This is a genomic window from Pseudomonas fluorescens group sp. PF-69 (genome assembly GCF_054481235.1).
This window is the reverse complement of record NZ_JBTMNC010000001.1, coordinates 2,987,948-3,006,171: the sequence shown is the minus strand read 5'-3', so window position 1 is coordinate 3,006,171 and position 18,224 is coordinate 2,987,948. Positions and strand designations below refer to the sequence as shown.

General features: G+C 60.6%; 15 protein-coding genes. 2 read left to right on the top strand and 13 right to left on the bottom strand.

From position 1 onward, the window contains the following. Window positions 1-9 precede the first annotated feature (9 nt). Both pgl and zwf read right to left on the bottom strand, forming a co-directional pair. A complete protein-coding gene (pgl, locus tag ACX3YF_RS13925) occupies window positions 10-723 on the bottom strand; it encodes a 6-phosphogluconolactonase (protein ID WP_458973835.1) in 714 nt (237 codons plus the stop codon). Continuing rightward, window positions 710-2,179 (bottom strand): glucose-6-phosphate dehydrogenase, encoded by a 1,470-nt coding sequence (gene zwf / locus ACX3YF_RS13920; protein ID WP_130210059.1) that lies wholly within the window; start codon window positions 2,177-2,179, stop codon window positions 710-712. Before zwf ends, pgl begins: the two co-directional genes overlap by 14 nt. Before the next feature lie 228 nt (window positions 2,180-2,407). Here zwf and ACX3YF_RS13915 point away from each other — a divergent pair, with 228 nt between their 5' ends. Beyond that, window positions 2,408-3,268 (top strand): MurR/RpiR family transcriptional regulator, encoded by an 861-nt coding sequence (locus tag ACX3YF_RS13915; RefSeq protein WP_170948639.1) that lies wholly within the window; start codon window positions 2,408-2,410, stop codon window positions 3,266-3,268. A 144-nt stretch (window positions 3,269-3,412) separates the two neighbouring features. On the opposite strand, the gene ACX3YF_RS13910 is transcribed toward ACX3YF_RS13915, so the two are convergent. The 11 genes from ACX3YF_RS13910 to edd form a co-directional block, all read right to left on the bottom strand. Then, window positions 3,413-4,267, bottom strand: a complete 855-nt coding sequence (locus tag ACX3YF_RS13910) for a D-hexose-6-phosphate mutarotase (protein WP_458959430.1) — start codon at window positions 4,265-4,267, stop codon at window positions 3,413-3,415. A 158-nt stretch (window positions 4,268-4,425) separates the two neighbouring features. Continuing rightward, entirely contained in the window at window positions 4,426-5,772 is a 1,347-nt protein-coding gene (locus tag ACX3YF_RS13905; RefSeq protein WP_458973834.1) for a carbohydrate porin, read from the bottom strand. Between the two features lie 206 nt (window positions 5,773-5,978). Continuing rightward, on the bottom strand, window positions 5,979-7,139 hold the full coding sequence (locus ACX3YF_RS13900; RefSeq protein ID WP_458973833.1) for an ABC transporter ATP-binding protein: 1,161 nt from the start codon (window positions 7,137-7,139) through the stop codon (window positions 5,979-5,981). 2 nt (window positions 7,140-7,141) lie between these two features. Continuing rightward, window positions 7,142-7,987 (bottom strand): carbohydrate ABC transporter permease, encoded by an 846-nt coding sequence (locus ACX3YF_RS13895; protein ID WP_458973832.1) that lies wholly within the window; start codon window positions 7,985-7,987, stop codon window positions 7,142-7,144. After that, window positions 7,980-8,888, bottom strand: a complete 909-nt coding sequence (locus ACX3YF_RS13890; RefSeq protein ID WP_090324730.1) for a carbohydrate ABC transporter permease — start codon at window positions 8,886-8,888, stop codon at window positions 7,980-7,982. Before ACX3YF_RS13890 ends, ACX3YF_RS13895 begins: the two co-directional genes overlap by 8 nt. 144 nt (window positions 8,889-9,032) lie before the next feature. After that, on the bottom strand, window positions 9,033-10,334 hold the full coding sequence (locus tag ACX3YF_RS13885) for an ABC transporter substrate-binding protein (RefSeq protein ID WP_130210049.1): 1,302 nt from the start codon (window positions 10,332-10,334) through the stop codon (window positions 9,033-9,035). A gap of 117 nt (window positions 10,335-10,451) precedes the next feature. Beyond that, window positions 10,452-11,711 carry a D-mannose isomerase gene (locus ACX3YF_RS13880; protein WP_458973831.1) on the bottom strand — a complete coding sequence of 420 codons (1,260 nt, stop codon included), beginning with the start codon at window positions 11,709-11,711 and terminating at the stop codon, window positions 10,452-10,454. Between the two features lie 125 nt (window positions 11,712-11,836). After that, entirely contained in the window at window positions 11,837-13,306 is a 1,470-nt protein-coding gene (locus ACX3YF_RS13875; RefSeq protein WP_103406744.1) for an ATP-binding protein, read from the bottom strand. Continuing rightward, window positions 13,296-14,027 (bottom strand): response regulator, encoded by a 732-nt coding sequence (locus tag ACX3YF_RS13870; protein ID WP_034149176.1) that lies wholly within the window; start codon window positions 14,025-14,027, stop codon window positions 13,296-13,298. Before ACX3YF_RS13870 ends, ACX3YF_RS13875 begins: the two co-directional genes overlap by 11 nt. Before the next feature lie 175 nt (window positions 14,028-14,202). Continuing rightward, window positions 14,203-15,153, bottom strand: a complete 951-nt coding sequence (locus tag ACX3YF_RS13865; RefSeq protein ID WP_458973830.1) for a glucokinase — start codon at window positions 15,151-15,153, stop codon at window positions 14,203-14,205. Then, window positions 15,150-16,976 (bottom strand): phosphogluconate dehydratase, encoded by a 1,827-nt coding sequence (gene edd / locus ACX3YF_RS13860; RefSeq protein WP_103406743.1) that lies wholly within the window; start codon window positions 16,974-16,976, stop codon window positions 15,150-15,152. The genes ACX3YF_RS13865 and edd overlap by 4 nt, the downstream gene beginning before the upstream one ends. A gap of 221 nt (window positions 16,977-17,197) precedes the next feature. Here edd and gap point away from each other — a divergent pair, with 221 nt between their 5' ends. Further along, window positions 17,198-18,199, top strand: coding sequence for a type I glyceraldehyde-3-phosphate dehydrogenase (gene gap / locus ACX3YF_RS13855; protein WP_130210043.1), 1,002 nt, complete (start codon window positions 17,198-17,200; stop codon window positions 18,197-18,199). Window positions 18,200-18,224 lie beyond the last annotated feature (25 nt).

Here is an 18,224-nt window from a genome sequence, read left to right as displayed (position 1 = left end):
TTCCTTGGCTCATGGGCACCAGTAAATCTCTAACGTGGGTTGCAAAAATGCGCGAATCGGCAATTCGGCGACATCGTCGCCGGCCAATGCGGTGTTCAGGGTGGTCAACTTGGACTGACCGGAAATCGACAGCACTTTATGTTTGGCCGAAGCCAGCAGCGCGCGACTCATGGTCAGGCGCTGATGCGGCACGGTCGGCGCCAGCATCGGGTAGCAACGACGCGTGCCATCGGCTTTCAAGGCATCGGCGAGGTTCGGACTATTGGGGAACAGGGATGCGGTGTGACCGTCGTCGCCCATGCCCAGCACCAGCACGTCAATCACCGGCAGCTCGGAGAGCAAACGGTCAGCGTTCTCGGCGGCTTGTTCAAGGTTGGCGGTGGCGCTGTACAGACTCAGGAACTGCGCCTTGGCCGCCGGGCCTTGCAGCAGATACTTCTTCAGCAGGCCGGCATTGCTGTCGGCGTGCTCGACCGGGACCCAACGCTCATCAGCCAGGCTGACCACCACGTTCGACCAGTCCAGTGGCTGCTTGGCCAGGTGCTGAAAAAAGGCCACCGGGCTGCGACCACCGGACACCACCAGCGTTGCGGTGCCCTGGGTGTCGATCGCCTCGCGCAATTGCTTGCCCACGCCCATCGCCAGGCCTTCGGCCAATTGCACCGGGTTCTTGAACTCACGGGCGCTGACGCCCTGAGGCAGTTTCAAATCAGATATCGCCATACCACGACCTCCCGTCCCGCGTGATCAGAGCAATGGAGCTCATCGGCCCCCAGGACCCGGCCGCGTACGGCTTGGGCGCATCACCGGATTTTTTCCATCCGGCGATCAACTGGTCACACCACTTCCACGCGGCTTCGATTTCATCTTTACGGACAAACAGGTTCTGATTGCCGCGCATCACTTCCAGCAACAACCGTTCGTAGGCATCGGGAATCCGTGCGCTGCGCCAGGTGTCGGAAAAATTCAGCTGCAACGGACCGCTGCGCAACTGCATGCCCTTGTCCAGGCCTTGTTCTTTGGTCATCACACGCAAGGAAATGCCTTCGTCCGGCTGCAGGCGGATAATCAGTTTGTTGCTGATTTGCAGGCGCTGCTCGGGAGCGAAGATGTAATGCGACGGTTCCTTGAAGTGGATGACAATCTGCGAGAGCTTTTGCGGCATGCGCTTGCCGGTACGCAGGTAGAACGGCACGCCGGCCCAGCGCCAGTTGCGGATGTCGGCACGCAAGGCGACGAAGGTTTCGGTGTCGCTCTGGGTGTTGGAATTCGGTTCTTCCAGGTAACCCGGTACCGGTTTGCCTTCGCTGTAGCCGGCAATGTATTGGCCGCGCACCACTTGAGTGGTCAGGCCTTCCGGACTGATCGGCGCCAGCGCCTTGAGGACTTTGACTTTCTCGTCGCGGATGCTGTCGGCGGACAGGTCGGCCGGCGGGTCCATGGCGATCAGGCAGAGCAGTTGCAGCAGGTGATTCTGGATCATGTCCCGCAGCTGACCGGCCTTGTCGAAGTAACCCCAGCGGCCTTCGATCCCGACCTTCTCGGCCACAGTGATTTCCACGTGAGAGATGTAGTTCTGGTTCCACTGGGTTTCGAACAGGCTGTTGGCGAAACGCAGGGCGATCAGGTTCTGGACAGTTTCCTTGCCCAGGTAGTGGTCGATGCGATACGTGCGGTTTTCCGGGAAAAACTGCGCCACGGCATCGTTGACCTTGCGCGAGGATTCCAGGTCCGAACCGATAGGTTTTTCCAGCACCACGCGGGTGTTTTCCGCCAGGCCGACCTTTGCCAGGTTTTCGCAGATCGCGCCATACACCGCTGCCGGCGTGGCGAAATAGGCAATGACCCGCTGCGCGCTACCGGCCATTTCAGCCAGGGCCACATAGTCTTCGGACTTGAGGAAATCGACGTGCAGATAGCTCAGGCGGGCCAGGAAGCGTTCGACCACGGCTTCGTCCAACTCTTTGGCACCGACGTAGCGGCGCAGTTCGGCGGTGATGAACGCCAGATGCTGCTTTTCATCGCCCGGCTCACGGGCCAGCGCGATGATCCGCGTGTCCTCGTGCAGGAGGCCCGCACCGTCGAGTTGATAAAGGGCTGGAAACAGTTTGCGCAAGGCCAGGTCGCCAAGGGCGCCAAACAAGGCGAAGGTGCACGGTTCAACCGTAATCGAAGGCATGATGTTTGTTCTTTTATCAAGTTAAGCTACAAATACCTTTTTTCAAGGCATCACTCAAGGGAAAATGTAGTAATAACCACAACATTTTCGCAAAATACAGATTCCGAGTGGTGGTCGGTCAGAGCCATCAGTAGGATAGGCCACCGTTATGGGCCACACCAAAGGCCCTTTTTGCATTAGCCGCGCGCTTATCGGCGCCGGTGAATCAAGGAAACTCATATGGACCGCGTGCGAAATTTACTGGAACAGATCCAGAATCGCCTTGAAGAGCTCAACAAGGCCGAACGCAAAGTCGCCGAGGTGATCCTGCTCAACCCACAGCAGGCCACTCGCTTCAGCATCGCCGCCCTCGCCCAGGCCGCCTCGGTCAGCGAACCGACGGTCAACCGGTTCTGCCGTTCATTCGGCGTCAGCGGCTACCCCGAGCTCAAGCTGCAACTGGCCCAAAGCCTGGCCAGCGGCGCGGCGTACGTCAGCCGTGCGGTGGAGGCCGACGACAATCCGGAAGCCTACACCCAGAAAATTTTCGGCAGCGCCATCGCCTCCCTCGACAGCGCTTGCCAGGCCCTCGATCCGAACCTGATCAGCCGCGCCGTCGACCTGCTGATCCAGGCCCGGCAGATCCACTTCTTCGGCCTCGGCGCCTCGGCTCCCGTGGCCCTGGATGCGCAGCACAAGTTCTTCCGTTTCAACCTGGCCGTGACCGCCCATGCCGACGTGCTGATGCAGCGCATGATTGCTTCGGTGGCGCACACCGGCGAGTTGTTCGTGATCATTTCCTACACCGGACGCACCCGCGAACTGGTGGAAGTGGCACGCATCGCCCGTGAAAACGGCGCATCGGTACTGGGCTTGACCGCCGAGAACTCGCCGCTGGCCAAGGCCAGTACCTTGAGCCTGAACATTCCGCTGCCCGAAGACACCGACATCTACATGCCGATGACTTCGCGGATCATTCAGCTCACCGTGCTGGACGTGCTCGCCACCGGCATGACCCTGCGCCGGGGCGTGGATTTCCAGCCGCATCTGCGCAAGATCAAAGAGAGCCTGAATGCCAGCCGGTATCCAGTGGGCGACGAGTTTAATTGATCCGAAATCTGCGCTGAACGGTCCTGCCTCATCGCTGGCAAGCCAGCTCCCACAGGTTTCATTGGCGTTCGCGAATTTCAGGTTCGGCGCGGACACTGTGGGAGCTGGCTTGCCAGCGATGGGGCCAGCAGCAACAGCACAAATCTAAGCCCCCACCCGCGCCTGCAGACTCAAATGCGCCCGCTCCCCCGGTTTCAGGCACAGGCTGTCAGTCCCGCCGCTTGCGGCTTCTACGCAAACGAACTCGGATATCTCGTTCCAGCTCACCCCCAGCAACGGCCGTGAGCCCGGATGCCAGACCACCGTGTCGGCCGTGTCGCCGGTATCGATGCACAACGCCCGTTGCCAGGCATGGTCGTTGAGCTGCAGTTCGCCGTCATGCTGGAACACCCGCTGACAACCGCCATCGACGCGCAACTCGCCTTCCTGCTGGCAAACCTGACGGTTCAACTGGTCGTAACCTTGCGCACCTTCGAGCCCAGACAGCGCTACCTCACCGACGTCACCAATACGCCAGTAAGCGTGCAAAGCCTGACTCAACTGGCACGGCATGTCGTCCTGATGCTCGGTACTCAGGCGCAGATCCATGCATTCGCCCAAGTGTGCATGCAGGTCCACTTGCCAGTCGCACAGTTCCAGCTGCCAGTGCAAACGCACGCCGTCATCATCACTGCTGCTGTCGATCAACTTCCAGTCGATCAGCCGCGCCCAGCCATGGGACGGCCAGGCATTTTCACTGGGATGACGGCCATACCACGGCCAGCACACCGGCACGCCACCACGGATGGCACCGACTTGCGGCCACTTCGCCGCACACCAAAGCCACGGCTTCTGCCCCTTGGGCTGAAAGTGCAGCAATTGCGCGCCTTGGCGACTGAACACCGCCTGACACAACGGGTGATCGATCACCAACACGTCGCGCTTCTGATAGCGCTCCCATGCAAACACCGGTCGTTCGCGCAAGGATTTGAAGAAGCGTTGTAGCGGATGCTCAAGCATGGGCCACGGTCCTGAAAAACATGGGTGTACTAACAGTCACTGAAATTATCTGTGGCGAGGGAGCTTGCCCCCCTCGCCACAGGGCCGCACAAAAAAAAGCGGACAGCCATGGCTGTCCGCAAAAATGCGCACATAGAGAGGAGCTTATCGCAACCGCGTTAGAACACCGACTGAATTTTCAGGCCGGCGACCAATGCGTTGTCGACTTCATCCACACCGCCAGGGTGAGTGATGTATTGCAGGTTGGGACGCACGGTCAGCCAGTTGGTCACGTGGAAACCGTAGTTGACCTCGTAGTTGTATTCGGTTTCACGAATCGGCGAGAACACCGGATTGTCGTAGTCCGAAACGCCATTGGAAGCATTGACCAGTTCAGCGTTTTTCTTCACGTCATCGTTGACATGGATACGGGCGAAACCGATGCCCACGTCATCCTTCGGACGCGCGTCGAACGGGCCCTTGTACACAAACATCAGCGACTGGTAGTTGTCGATGAAGTTGGTGTCCTTGTCGTGGAAAGTGGCGTTGGCGGCGATGTTCAGACCGCGAGAAGCATCGCCATTGTGGCTGGTGAGTTGCTGTTGCGCGACGAACCAGTAGCCGTGCTTGCTATCGTGGACGCGGTAAGGGTTGCCGCTGGTCGCGGCGTTCTGGCCGTTGTCGTCCTCGAGCACGTCGTCGGCCGGGGCGGTACTTTTGTAGTAACCGACACGGTATTCGCCAGGCAGGCTGTTGACCTTCGGCGACCAGACCAGTTCGACCGGCAACACGGTGCCCGCCGTACCGCTGCCGCTGAGCTTGAAGCCGTTACCGTGCTCCAGCTGTGACGGGTTCTGGTTGTACGCGCCAATCTGAGCGTAGAGCTCGTCATTGATGTTGTACTTCACGCGGATCGCCGCTTGGCTGACCGGCCAGTTGTACCAGATGTTGGTCGCCCAGTTACCCACCTGGGAGCCGCAGAACGCCAGGTTCTGGAATTCGCACGGGAAGGTGTTGAAGTCTTCGCCTTCACCGAAGTAACCGGCCTTGACGTCCAGCTTGTTGTCGAAGAATTGATGCTGAATCCACAACTGGGTCAGGCGGACCATATGGCCACGACCGTAGACTTCCTGGGAGGAACTCAAGGTGCCGGCACGCGGGTCACCGATACGGTCATTGGAAATGTTCTCACCGTTACGGTTGGTGAGCTGGATCTTGGCCTGGGTGTTGTCCCAGCCCAGCAGTTTTTGCAAGTCCAGCGCCGCACCCAGGCCGAACTGGTCGCTGTAGCGTGCGGTCTTGTCGTCATTGAAGCCGCCGTGCAGGTTACCGCCGACTTCCCCGACGTAGTCCATCTTGATGTCGATGCCTTGCTCGATCAGCCTGGTACGCTCGCCACCCCAATCGCCCGTCATCCACTTGGAGTCGGAGCTGAACGCTTCATCGGCCATCGCATTACCGGCCAGAACCAGTGCCGCCGCTGCTGAGACCTGGCAGATCAACCGGGCCGTGTTTCTCGTCTTCATCCCTACATCCTCGTTTTATTGTTATTAACTTTTCTTTTTCTAACGCGGTTACAGCGGTTGCGATGCACGACAGGCCGCGCATCACGGATTCCCCCCTGTAGGAGCGAGCTTGCTCGCGAGAAACCTGAGAACACCGTGGGGTGTCAGGTTTCCAGTGTCATCGTTGACGTCCATCGCGAGCAGGCTCGCTCCTACAGTTTTGTTGTTCAGCGGCCCTTGAATTGCGCGACGTTGGCAGCGTGCGCTTCGGCTTTCGGCAGACCGGCCACCCCCAAACGCTCCCCGGTCTTGGCATCGAACAGCAGCACTTTGGCCGGATCGAATTGCAGGGTCAGGCTCTCGCCCACGGCCGGGGCGACGTCCGGCGCCAGGCGGCAGCAGACCTTGGTGTCGTTGAGGTTGACGAAGACCAGGGTGTCGGGACCGGTCGGTTCAGTGACCTGGACTTCGGCACGAATGCTCGGCAAACCATTGGTTTCGCCATTCGCCAGAACGATCTGCTCCGGGCGCATGCCGAGGATCACTTCGCGATCCTCGAGACCGGCGTCCTGCATGCCCAGCGGCAACTCGCAACGGGCCTGGCCGCTGTCGAGCAACGCCAGCAGACGACCGTCCTTGCGTTGCAGGCGCAGGGGGATGAAGTTCATCGGCGGCGAACCGATGAAGCTCGCCACGAACAGGTTGGCCGGATCGTTGTAGATGTCTTTCGGCGTGCCGAACTGCTGAATGATCCCGTCCTTCATCACCGCCACTTTGTCGCCCAGGGTCATCGCTTCGATCTGGTCGTGGGTCACGTAGACAGTGGTGGTCTTCAGGCGCTGGTGCATCAGTTTCATTTCGGTGCGCATCTCGACCCGCAGCTTGGCGTCGAGGTTGGACAGCGGTTCGTCGAACAGATAGATCTTTGGCCGACGTGCCAGGGCGCGGCCCATCGCCACGCGCTGTTGCTGGCCACCGGAGAGCTGGCCTGGCTTGCGATTGAGCAGGTGTTCGATCTGCAACAGCTTGGCGACGCGAGCGACTTCCTCATCGATGGCCGACTGGCTCATCTTGCGGATTTTCAGTCCGAACTCGATGTTCTCGCGCACGCTCATGGTCGGGTACAGCGCATAGGACTGGAACACCATGGCGATGTCACGATCCTTGGGGCTCATGCCGCTGACGTCCTGGTCACCGATCATGATCGCGCCGCCCGTGATGGTCTCGAGGCCGGCGATGCAGTTCATCAGAGTCGACTTGCCGCAGCCCGAGGGGCCGACGAGGATCAGGAACTCACCGTCCTTGATCGACAGTTCGATGTTCTTCAGGGTGTCCGGCAGGCCGGCGCCATAGGTCTTGTTTACGTTGCGAAGTTCGAGCGTTGCCATGATTACCCCTTGACTGCGCCGGCTGTCAGCCCGCGCACGAAATACTTGCCTGCGACCACATAGACCAGCAGGGTCGGCAAACCGGCGATCATCGCCGCCGCCATATCAACGTTGTATTCCTTGGCCCCGGTACTGGTGTTGACCAAGTTGTTCAACGCCACCGTGATCGGTTGCGAATCACCGCTGGAGAACACCACCCCGAACAGGAAGTCGTTCCAGATCTGAGTGAACTGCCAGATCAGGCAGACCATGATGATCGGCGTCGACATCGGCAGGATGATCCGGCGGAAGATGGTGAAGAAACCCGCACCGTCGAGGCGCGCGGCTTTGACCAGCGCATCGGGAATGCTGATGTAGTAGTTACGGAAGAACAGCGTGGTGAACGCCAGGCCGTAGACCACGTGCACGAACACCAGGCCCGTGGTGGTGCTCGCCAGGCCCATCTTGCCGAGGGTGAACGAGGCCGGCAGCAGGACGGTCTGGAACGGCAGGAAGCAGCCGAACAACAGCAGACCGAAGAACAACTGCGAACCGCGAAAACGCCACATCGACAGCACGTAGCCGTTCAAGGCACCGATGGCCGTGGAGATAACTACCGCAGGAACGGTGATCTTGATCGAGTTCCAGAAGTAACCGTCAACCGTGGCCCAGGCCTTGACCCAGCCAATGCCGCTGACCACGGTCGGCCAGCTCAGCAGGTTGCCGGTGCTGATGTCTTCGGGGGTCTTGAAGCTGGTCAACAGCATGACCACCAGCGGAATCAGGTAAAGCATCACGGCGAGGATCAGCACCGCATAGATCGCGATGCGACTCAGGCTGATGGCAGGTTTGGCAGCGAGACTAGTCATGACGCTTGGTCCTCAGCTCGGAGTACAGGTAAGGCACGATGATCGCGAGAATCGCACCGAGCATCAGAATCGCACTGGCCGAGCCCATGCCCATCTGGCCGCGACTGAAGGTGAAGGAATACATGAACATCGCAGGCAGATCCGAGGAGTAACCCGGGCCGCCGGCTGTCATCGCCGCCACCAGGTCGAAACTCTTGATCGCGATGTGCGCCAGAATCATCACCGCACTGAAGAACACCGGACGCAGGCTTGGCAGCACCACTTTCCAGTAGATGCGCGGCATGCTCGCGCCATCGATCTGCGCGGCACGGATGATCGATTGATCGACGCCACGCAGGCCGGCAAGGAACATCGCCATGATGAAGCCCGAGGCCTGCCACACAGCGGCGATCACCAGGCAATAGACCACGCGATCCGGGTCAATCAGCCAGTCCAGGCGGAAGCCTTCCCAGCCCCAGTCACGCAACAGTTTGTCCAGGCCCATGCCCGGGTTGAGCAGCCATTTCCATGCAGTACCGGTGACGATCATCGAGAGCGCCATCGGGTACAGGTAAATGGTGCGAATGAAGCCTTCACGACGAATGCGCTGATCGAGAAACACCGCCAGCATCACGCCGATCACCAGCGTGATGCCGATGAACATGCCGCCGAACAGCGCCAGGTTCTTGCTCGCCACCCACCAGCGGTCGTTGTCGAACAACCGTGCGTATTGCGCCAGGCCCGCCCACTTGTAGTTCGGCAGGAAGGTCGAGGTGGTGAACGACAGAACGAACGTCCACAGGATGTAGCCATAGAAGCCCACCAGAACGATGAACATGCTCGGCGCCAGCACCAGTTTTGGGAGCCAGCGCTGCAATGCATCGAACGGCGAGGCCTTGCTGAACACAGCAACAGAACTCATGGGGAAATCCAGAATAGAGAATTAGGATTACAAGTGCGTTCCCTGTGGGAGCCAGCCTGCTGGCGATTGCGTTGTGTCAGTTCTCACATCAGGTGGCTGACAGTCCGCCATCGCGAGCAGGCTCGCGCCTACAGGGGCCAAGCATTACTTGGACGACTTGATCGCTGCGCCCAGCTTCTTGGCCGTGTCGGCCGGGTCGGCTTTCGGGTCGTTGATGTAGTTGGTCACTACGTCGAAGAACGCGCCCTGTACCGCCAGCGTGGTCGCCATGTTGTGCGCCATGCTCGGCTGCAGGCCGCCGGACTTGGCGTCAGCCAGGAAGTCCTTGGCCGCGGTCTGGGCGCACGAGTCGAAACCGAACTTGCCCATATCGGCCAGCATGTCGTTGCGCACCGGGATCGAGCCCTTGTTGATGCTGAAGACTTTCTGGAAGTTTTCACCCAGCACGACTTTGGCGATGTCCTGCTGACCGGCAGCAGTGCCCTTGTCTTTCTGCTTGAACACCGCCAGGGAGTCGATGTTGTAGGTGAACGCCTTGTCGGTGCCCGGGAACGCTACGCACTCGTAGTCCTTGCCCGCGACTTTCTTGGCGGCGGTCCACTCGGACTTGGCCCAGTCACCCATGATCTGCATGCCGGCCTTGCCGTTGATGACCTTGGCGGCTTCCAGGTTCCAGTCCTGGCCTTTGCCGTCGGCGTCCATGTAGGTCGCGACTTTCTTCAGCTCGGTCAGCGCCTTGACCATTTCCGGACCGGTCAGCGTGGCGTTGTCGAGATCAACCAGGGCTTTCTTGTAGCCATCGACCCCCATGACCGACAGCACGACGGCTTCGAACACGGTGCTGTCCTGCCAAGGCTGGCCGCCATGGGCCAGCGGAATGAAACCGGCAGCCTTGAGCTTGTCGCCAGCGGCGTAGAATTCTTCGAGGGTGGTTGGATTCTTGGTGATACCGGCTTTCTTGAAGACTTCCGGGTTGATCCACAGCCAGTTCACACGGTGGATGTTCACCGGCACGGCCACGTAATCACCGTCGTACTTCACGGTATCGGAGACTTTCTTGTCGAGCAGGCTGTCCCACTTCTCTTCTTTGGCAACGTCTTTGAGGACGTCGGTGTCCAGCAGGCCGGTCGAGGCCCACTCCTGGATGTCCGGCCCCTTGATCTGAGCGACGCCTGGCGGATTACCGGCCACTGCGCGACTTTTCAGTACGGTCATGGCCGTGGCACCGCCACCACCGGCGACTGCGCCGTCCTTCCAGGTGAAGCCGTCTTTTTCGACTTGTGCCTTGAGGACATCGACCGCTGCTTTTTCACCACCCGACGTCCACCAGTGAACAACTTCCACAGTTCCTTTGGAATCGGCGGCAAGGGCACTGATGGGGAATGCAGCAACAGGGAGTATTGAGGCGAGAGAAATGACAGTAGCGAGGCGAGAAATCGCATTCATCTAGGAGTACCTTTCTTGTTGTTATGCATGCAAGTCTGGTGCTTGCGCTGCATAGGATTTTAAACAGGGGATGCCCCTTCGCAGGTAACGAAGGGACGCGCGAATGTCACCGCATGGTTACATAGAACCGCTCTGGGACAGCTTTGCCAGCGCACTGGCCATGCTCGGGGCGAGGGGCAGGCGTGGAATCAGCACCGCTTGCCAGGCGTGGTAAAGGTCGGGTTTGCCGGCCCAGATATCGGCACTCGGGCGGTTCAGCGGGTCGAGCTCGTGGTGCCAGCTGCCATCGCAACGGTCAATGAAATGACTGTCACAGAATTCCCAGAATAGTCGGTACCAGTGCTCGTATTGCTCATCGCCCGTGCGTTTGAGCAGCGCACTGGCAGCGGCGCTGGCCTCGCAATGGGTCCAGTGCAGGCGATGGCGCACCACCGCGCGATTGTCCCAGTCGAGGGTGTAGACGATGCCGGGCGCGCCATCGATGTCCCAGCCGTGGCGGCAGTTGTGTTCGAAGAGTTTTTCCGCATCGGTGGCCAGCCATCCCGGCGTGAGCATCCCGGCCCGTACCCGCGCCGCCTCGAGGTGCAGCAGCAACCGCGCCCATTCGAAACCGTGGCCCGGCGTGGTGCCGTAGGGACGGAATCCGTCGGCCGGGTTGTCGTGGTTGTAGTCGCGCAACGGCTGCCAGTCGCGGTCGAAATGCTCGACCACCAGGTAATCATTGGCAGCCGCATGGCCATGGATGACCCGCTCGACGATGCGCTGGGCACGGCACAGCCAGCGGTTGTCGTCGGTGACATCGGCCAGGGCGAGGAAGGCTTCGGTGGCGTGCATGTTGCTGTTGGCGCCGCGATACGCCTCCTCCTCACGCCAGTCACGGTTGAAGGATTCGCGCATCGCGCCTTCCTCCTCGCTCCAGAAATACGTGTCGATGATGTCGATGGCCTCATCGAGCAAGGCTTGTGCGCCGGGACGTTGCGCGACCAGAGCAGAACTGGCAGCCAGTGCGACGAAGGCATGCAGGTAGGCGTTTTTGCCGGTGTTGCCGTCACGGTGTTCCGCGACGGCGAACCACCCTCCATGAACGGCATCACGCAACGGTCCGCGCAGGGCGTTGATGCCGTGATCCACCAACTCGGCGAACCCCGGCAAGCCCTGGATATGGGCCATGGCGAAGCTGTGGGTCATGCGGGCGGTGTTCATGGTTTTGGCTTGCGCGTTGGCCGCCAGGTGGCCTTTTTCATCGAGGTTACCGAAGCCTTCGGGAAGCTTCGAAGCCTTGGCAAACGCCAACAGACGCAGGCCTTCGGTGGCTAGCCATTGCTGGTGGGCAGGCGCGTTCAGCCAACTGCTGAAGCCTGGTTGGAAGCTGTGCATGGAGGACCTTTTTTGTTGTTATGACTGCAGGGCAGTCTAAACAACGGGCGGTGGCAGGCTTGTAACGAAGGGGGCGAGTTATGTCACCAAGCCGTGACAATAGCCCCCTCGCCACAAGGTCCGTGTCAATCCAGCGAGCGGGGTAACTGAAGGGTCACCCGCAAGCCACCTTCACGCAGGTTTTGCAGGCTGACTTCACCGCCATGGCTGTGGGCAATGTTGCGCGCGATTCCCAGCCCCAACCCATACCCCTGCTGCTGCCCGGCCAGGCGGAAGTGCGGTTCGAACACCTGTTCCAGCCGTTGCTCCGGAACCCCCGGCCCTTCGTCGTCGACATGCAGCACGAACGCACTGTCGTCATCATCGATGTGCAGATGGGCCTTCTGTCCGTACTTCAAGGCGTTGTCGATCAGGTTGCCGATGCAGCGCTTGAGCGCCAGCGGTTTGCCCGGATACGCCGCCAGTGCCCGCCCCTGCTGCGTCACGCGGCCATTGCCGTTCGGCGCCAGGTACGGCTCCACCAGACAATCGAGCACGTGATTGAGATCGACCTGCTCGATATTTTCGTGGATGTCGGTGTCCTTCACGCATTGCAGCGCGCCCTTGACCAGCAATTCCAGCTCATCCAGATCGCGGCCGAACTTGGCTTGCAGTTTTTCGTCTTCGAGCAATTCGACCCGCAGGCGCAAGCGGGTAATCGGTGTACGCAGGTCATGGGATATCGCGCTGAACAACTGACTGCGTTCAGTCAGGTAGCGACTGATGCGCTCGCGCATGGTGTTGAAGGCGCGACCGACCTCCACCACTTCGCTGCCACCGCCCTCGGCCACAGGCTCGACGTCAGCGCCCAGGGACAGATCCCGCGCCGCCCGCGCCAGACGCTTGAGCGGCCGGCTCTGCCAATGCACCAACAGGCCGATGAACAACAACAGAAAGCCGCTGGTGAGGGCGATGAACCACATCTGTTGCGCTGGCAGGCCCTGTTCTTCAAGGCTGGTGTAGGGCTCGGGCAGAAGCGAGGCGATATACAGCCATTCGCCTGGCGCCATCTGGATCTGGGTGACCAGCACCGGCGGATTCACCGGTTCCAGGGTCAGCGCGTAATGGGCCCAGGAGCGTGGCAGTTCATCGAGCTTCAGGCCGGCATTGAAAATCCGCAGGTCTTCAGGGCTGACGAAGGTCACCGAAATGTCCGTGTCCTGGCCCAGCGACTGACGCAGCACTTCGTCCACCGCTTTGATCACCGCCGCCTTGCGCGGGGTAACCGGCAACACTTCCATCCCCAACGGTCTATCGTTGAGCGTCACCACGAACCGGGTGCCGCCCATGCTGCGCAACTGGTCGAGCACCAGCGGCCGGAACGCCACCGGCAAGGAGCGGAAATAACTGACACTGGCGGTCATGGAATGGGCAAGGCTGCGGGCGCTGGTGACCAGGCCTTCCAGCTGGGTGGCGCGCAGTTGCGAGACCCAGATCACGCTGGACAGCGTCTGCGCGAACAGCACCGCGAGCAAGGTCAGCAGCAACATGCGCCCGAGCAGCGAGCGCGGCACCGGCACTTTCGCCACGAGCGAGCGAAAAAAATCAGTGACCATTGCTGGCAACCACATTGGCTGCCAGTTGGTAGCCACTGCCACGCACGGTACGGATCAGGCGCGGCGGTTTTTCGGTGTCGCGCAGGCGTTGGCGCAGACGACTGACCGCCATGTCGACGATGCGGTCGAGCGGCATCAACTCACGGCCACGGGTGGCATTGCCGATAGTGTCGCGGTCGAGGATTTCCTGCGGGTGATCAAGGAACAGCTTGAGCAAGGCGAAATCGGCGCCCGAGAGAATCACTTCTTCGCCATCGATGTGAAACAACCGATGGCTGACCATGTCCAGGCGCCAGTCATCGAAGGCCAGCACTTCACTGCCGGAACGCTCCTGACCGAACTGCGCGCGACGCAACAAGGCCTTGATCCGCGCCTGTAGCTCACGGGGGCTGAAGGGTTTGCCAAGGTAGTCGTCCGCCCCCAGTTCCAGGCCGATGACACGGTCGGCTTCGTCGGAACTGGCGGTGAGCATGATGATCGGCACCTGGGCCCGTCGCGGGTGCTGGCGGATCCAGCGGCACAGACTGAAACCGTCCTCGTCCGGCAGCATCACGTCGAGGATCACCAGATCGCTGGGCTCATCGTTCAAGGCCTGGCGAAAACCGGCGCCGTCGGGCGTGGTACGGACCTGGAAACCGGCGCGGGTCAGGTAGGTGTCCAGCAACTCGCGTATCTCTTGATCATCATCGACCAACAAAATCGACTTGTTGACTGAGCTCACGGGGCGGCGTCCTTGTTGTTTGAATTGGGCGGATTATGCCTGATGACCTTCGAATATTTGTTGCCTGTTCTGGCCCTATCGCGGGCAAGCCCGCTCCCACAGGGTTATGTACACATTCTGAAAATGCCGGTGATCCTGTGGGAGCTGGCTTGCCAGCGATGAAGGCGACGCGGTCTCAAGCCTGGTCGAGTGCCACTCCCGCCCCCACCAACCCGGAATACGGTGCCGTCACCAACCACACCGGAATCCCCTTGAAGTAATCGCTCATGCAGCCCTTGTCGGCAAAGCATCGGGCGAAACCGCTTTCGAGGAAGAAATCGGCGAAGCGCGGGATCACCCCGCCAACGATGTACACGCCACCGCGCGCGCCCGTGGTCAGCACGTTGTTGCCGGCCACGCGACCGAGCCAGCAGCAGAACTGCTCAAGCACTTCCAGGGCAATCGGATCGCCCGCCAACCCGGCAGCGGTAATCGCCTCCGGGGTGTCGAGTACCGGTTCATGACCGTCCACCGCGCAAATCGCCCGATACACCCGTGGCAAACCACCGCCGCTCAACGCCGTTTCGGCGCTGACGTGGCCAATCTCGTTATAGAGGTGTTGCCACAGTTGGGTTTCTCGCGGGCTGCTCAGGGGCAAATCGACGTGACCGCCCTCTCCCGGCAAGGCCGCGAAACGGCCCTCACCCAGATCCAGCAACGTACCGACGCCCAGACCGGTGCCCGGGCCGATAACCACCGCAGGCCGCAACGGCTCCGGCGTACCTTCGCAAACCACACGGAATTCGCCCGGTTGCAAACGGGTCATGCCCAGGGCCATGGCCGAGAAGTCGTTGACCAGCAACAGCTGATCCACCTGCAACGCCTGACAGAACCCCTTGCGGCTCAGGCGCCAGTGATTGTTGGTGAACTTGAATTCGTCGCCGCTCACGGGGCCCGCCACCGACAGGCACACCGAACCGATCGCCCCCGGCGCCAGGCCGAGCCCGCTCAGGTAGAGGCTGATCGCCTCTTCGGGGCTGGCGTGGTCTGCCGTCGCCAGCACCTGGACCGATTCCAGTTGCTGGTTTTTCCACAACGCGAAACGTGCGTTGGTCCCACCGATGTCACCGACCAAAGCCAGTTTCAATTAAGCGTCTCCAGGGCAGAAGTAAAGGCGCTGGCGCCCTGCTCCGCCGAGCTGAAGGCCATGCGCATGAAACCAAACAGTTCGCGCCCGGTACCGATGTTGTTGCCCAACAGGCCCTTGGCCGGGGTGCGCGCTGCGAATTCTTCGGCGTCCACCTTAAGCTCCAGGGTGCCTTTGACGCCATCGACGCGGATGATATCGCCCTCTTGTACCCGCGCCAAAGCTCCGCCCACGTACGCTTCGGGACTGACGTGAATGGCCGCCGGAATTTTCCCCGACGCGCCGGACATGCGCCCGTCGGTCACCAGTGCGACTTTGAAACCGCGATCCTGCAGCACGCCAAGGAACGGCGTCATCTTGTGCAGTTCCGGCATGCCGTTGGAGCGCGGGCCCTGGAAGCGCATCACCGCAACGAAATCCTTCTCCAGCAAACCGGCCTTGAACGCATCGGCCAGGTCTTGCTGATCCTGGAACACCATGGCCGGTGCTTCGACGATCTGGTTCTCCAGCGCGACGGCCGAGACTTTCATCACGCCACGACCGAGGTTGCCTTCCATCACCCGCAGGCCGCCCTCTGGCGAGAACGCACGAGCCACCGGCCGCAGGATGCTTTCGTCGAGGCTTTCGGTAATGCCTTCGCGCCAGACCAGCTCGCCGTTATCGAGGAACGGCTCCTGGGTGTAACGGCTCAGGCCGTGGCCCAGCACGGTGTTGACGTTTTCGTGGAGCAACCCGGCTTCCAGCAGTTCGCGGATCAGGAACGACATGCCGCCCGCCGCCTGGAAGTGGTTGATGTCGGCTTTACCGTTCGGGTAGACGTGGCTCAGGGTCGGCACCACCTCGGAGAGGTCGGCCATGTCCTGCCAGGTCAACTGAATGCCTGCCGCCATGGCGATGGCTGGCATGTGCAAGGTGTGGTTGGTCGAGCCGCCAGTGGCGTGCAGGGCGACGATGGAATTGACCAGCGAACGCTCGTCGACGATTTCGCCGATCGGCAGGTAGTTGCCGTTCTGCTTGGTAATGCGTGTCACCTGATGCGCCGCTTCGCGGGTCAGGGCATCGCGCAACGGCGTGTTCGGATTGACGAAGGAAGCGCCTGGCAAGTGCAGGCCCATGACTTCCATCAGCAACTGGTTGGTGTTGGCGGTGCCGTAGAAAGTGCAGGTGCCGGGGCTGTGGTAGGAATTCATTTCCGATTCCAGCAACTCTTCGCGGCTGGCCTTGCCTTCGGCGTAGCGCTGGCGCACATCGGCTTTTTGCTTGTTGGAAATGCCCGACACCATCGGCCCGCCCGGGACGAAGATCATCGGCAGATGCCCGAAACGCAACGCGCCCATCATCAGGCCCGGCACGATCTTGTCGCAGATGCCGAGCATCAGCGCGCCGTCGAACATGTTGTGGGATAACGCCACGGCCGTAGACAGCGCGATCACTTCGCGACTCGGCAGGCTCAGTTCCATCCCAGGCTCGCCCTGGGTCACGCCATCGCACATGGCCGGGGTGCCGCCGGCGAACTGACCGACGGAGCCGATTTCGCGCAGGGCTTTTTTGATCAGCTCCGGGAAGACTTCGTACGGCTGATGCGCCGAGAGCATGTCGTTATATGACGAAACAATCGCAATGTTGGCGGAGTTCATCATCCGCAAACTGTTCTTGTCGTCGCTGCCGCAACCGGCCACGCCGTGGGCGAAGTTGGCGCATTGCAGCTTGCCGCGCATCGGACCGTCGCTGGCCGCACCGCGAATCAGTGCAAGGTAAGCCTCACGCGTGGCGCGGCTGCGGGCGATAAGCCGTTCGGTGACCTCAAGGACGCGGGGATGCATGTGTAAGAACTCCAGGCTAACGGATGTGGCGACCTGATTGTCTATGCTGAACAAGAGCCGTTGTTGACGGGATGACAGACGGCTTTCTTGATCAATCGGACCAGTTGATTCAGGTCACTCGTTGTAGATTGAACAAAATATTGCCACTAAAAAGGCTTGTTTTCTATTTTTTTGCGAATAATCTTGTAATTCCAACAACAAAACGACGGCGGCGCTGACAAATGACTCTTCGAATCGCGATCAATGGTTTTGGCCGTATCGGCCGTAATGTCCTGCGCGCACTCTATACCCAAGGCTATCGACAGGATTTGCAGATTGTCGCCATCAACGACCTGGGCGACAGCGCGATCAACGCACATTTGCTCAAGTACGACACTGTTCACGGCACGTTCGATGCCGATGTCCAACACGATCAGGAAAGCCTGACCGTCAACGGCGACCGCATTTCGGTCAGCGCCATCCGCAACCCGGCCGAGCTGCCCTGGGCCGCGGAACGGATTGATGTGGTGTTTGAATGCACCGGCCTGTTCACCGACCGCGCCAAAGCTGCGGCGCATATTACGGCCGGCGCGCGCAAAGTGATTATCTCGGCACCGGCCAAAGGCGCCGATGCCACGGTGGTGTACGGGGTCAATCACGACATTCTGCGCCAGTCGCACCAGATTATTTCCAACGCTTCGTGCACCACCAACTGCCTGGCCCCGGTGGCCCAGGTGCTGCACCGCGAACTGGGGATCGAAAGCGGTCTGATGACCACGATTCACGCCTACACCAACGACCAGAACCTGACCGACGTCTACCACACCGACCCCTACCGCGCCCGTTCGGCCACCCAGAACATGATCCCGAGCAAGACCGGCGCCGCTGAAGCGGTCGGCCTGGTGCTGCCGGAACTGGCGGGCAAACTGACCGGCATGGCCGTGCGCGTGCCAGTGATCAACGTCTCCCTGGTCGACCTGACCGTGCAGCTCAAGCGCGAAGCGTCGGCCGATGAAGTCAACGCGCTGCTCAAGGAAGCCAGTCAGCACTCGAAAATCCTCGGCTACAACACCCTGCCGCTGGTCTCGAGCGACTTCAACCACAACCCGCTGTCGTCGATCTTCGACGCCAACCACACCAAAGTCAGCGGCAAGCTGCTGAAGGTGCTGGCCTGGTACGACAACGAATGGGGCTTCTCCAACCGCATGCTCGATAACTGCCTGGCGCTGTGCAACGCTGAATAAGCAGCACGCCCCCTGCCTGTAGGAG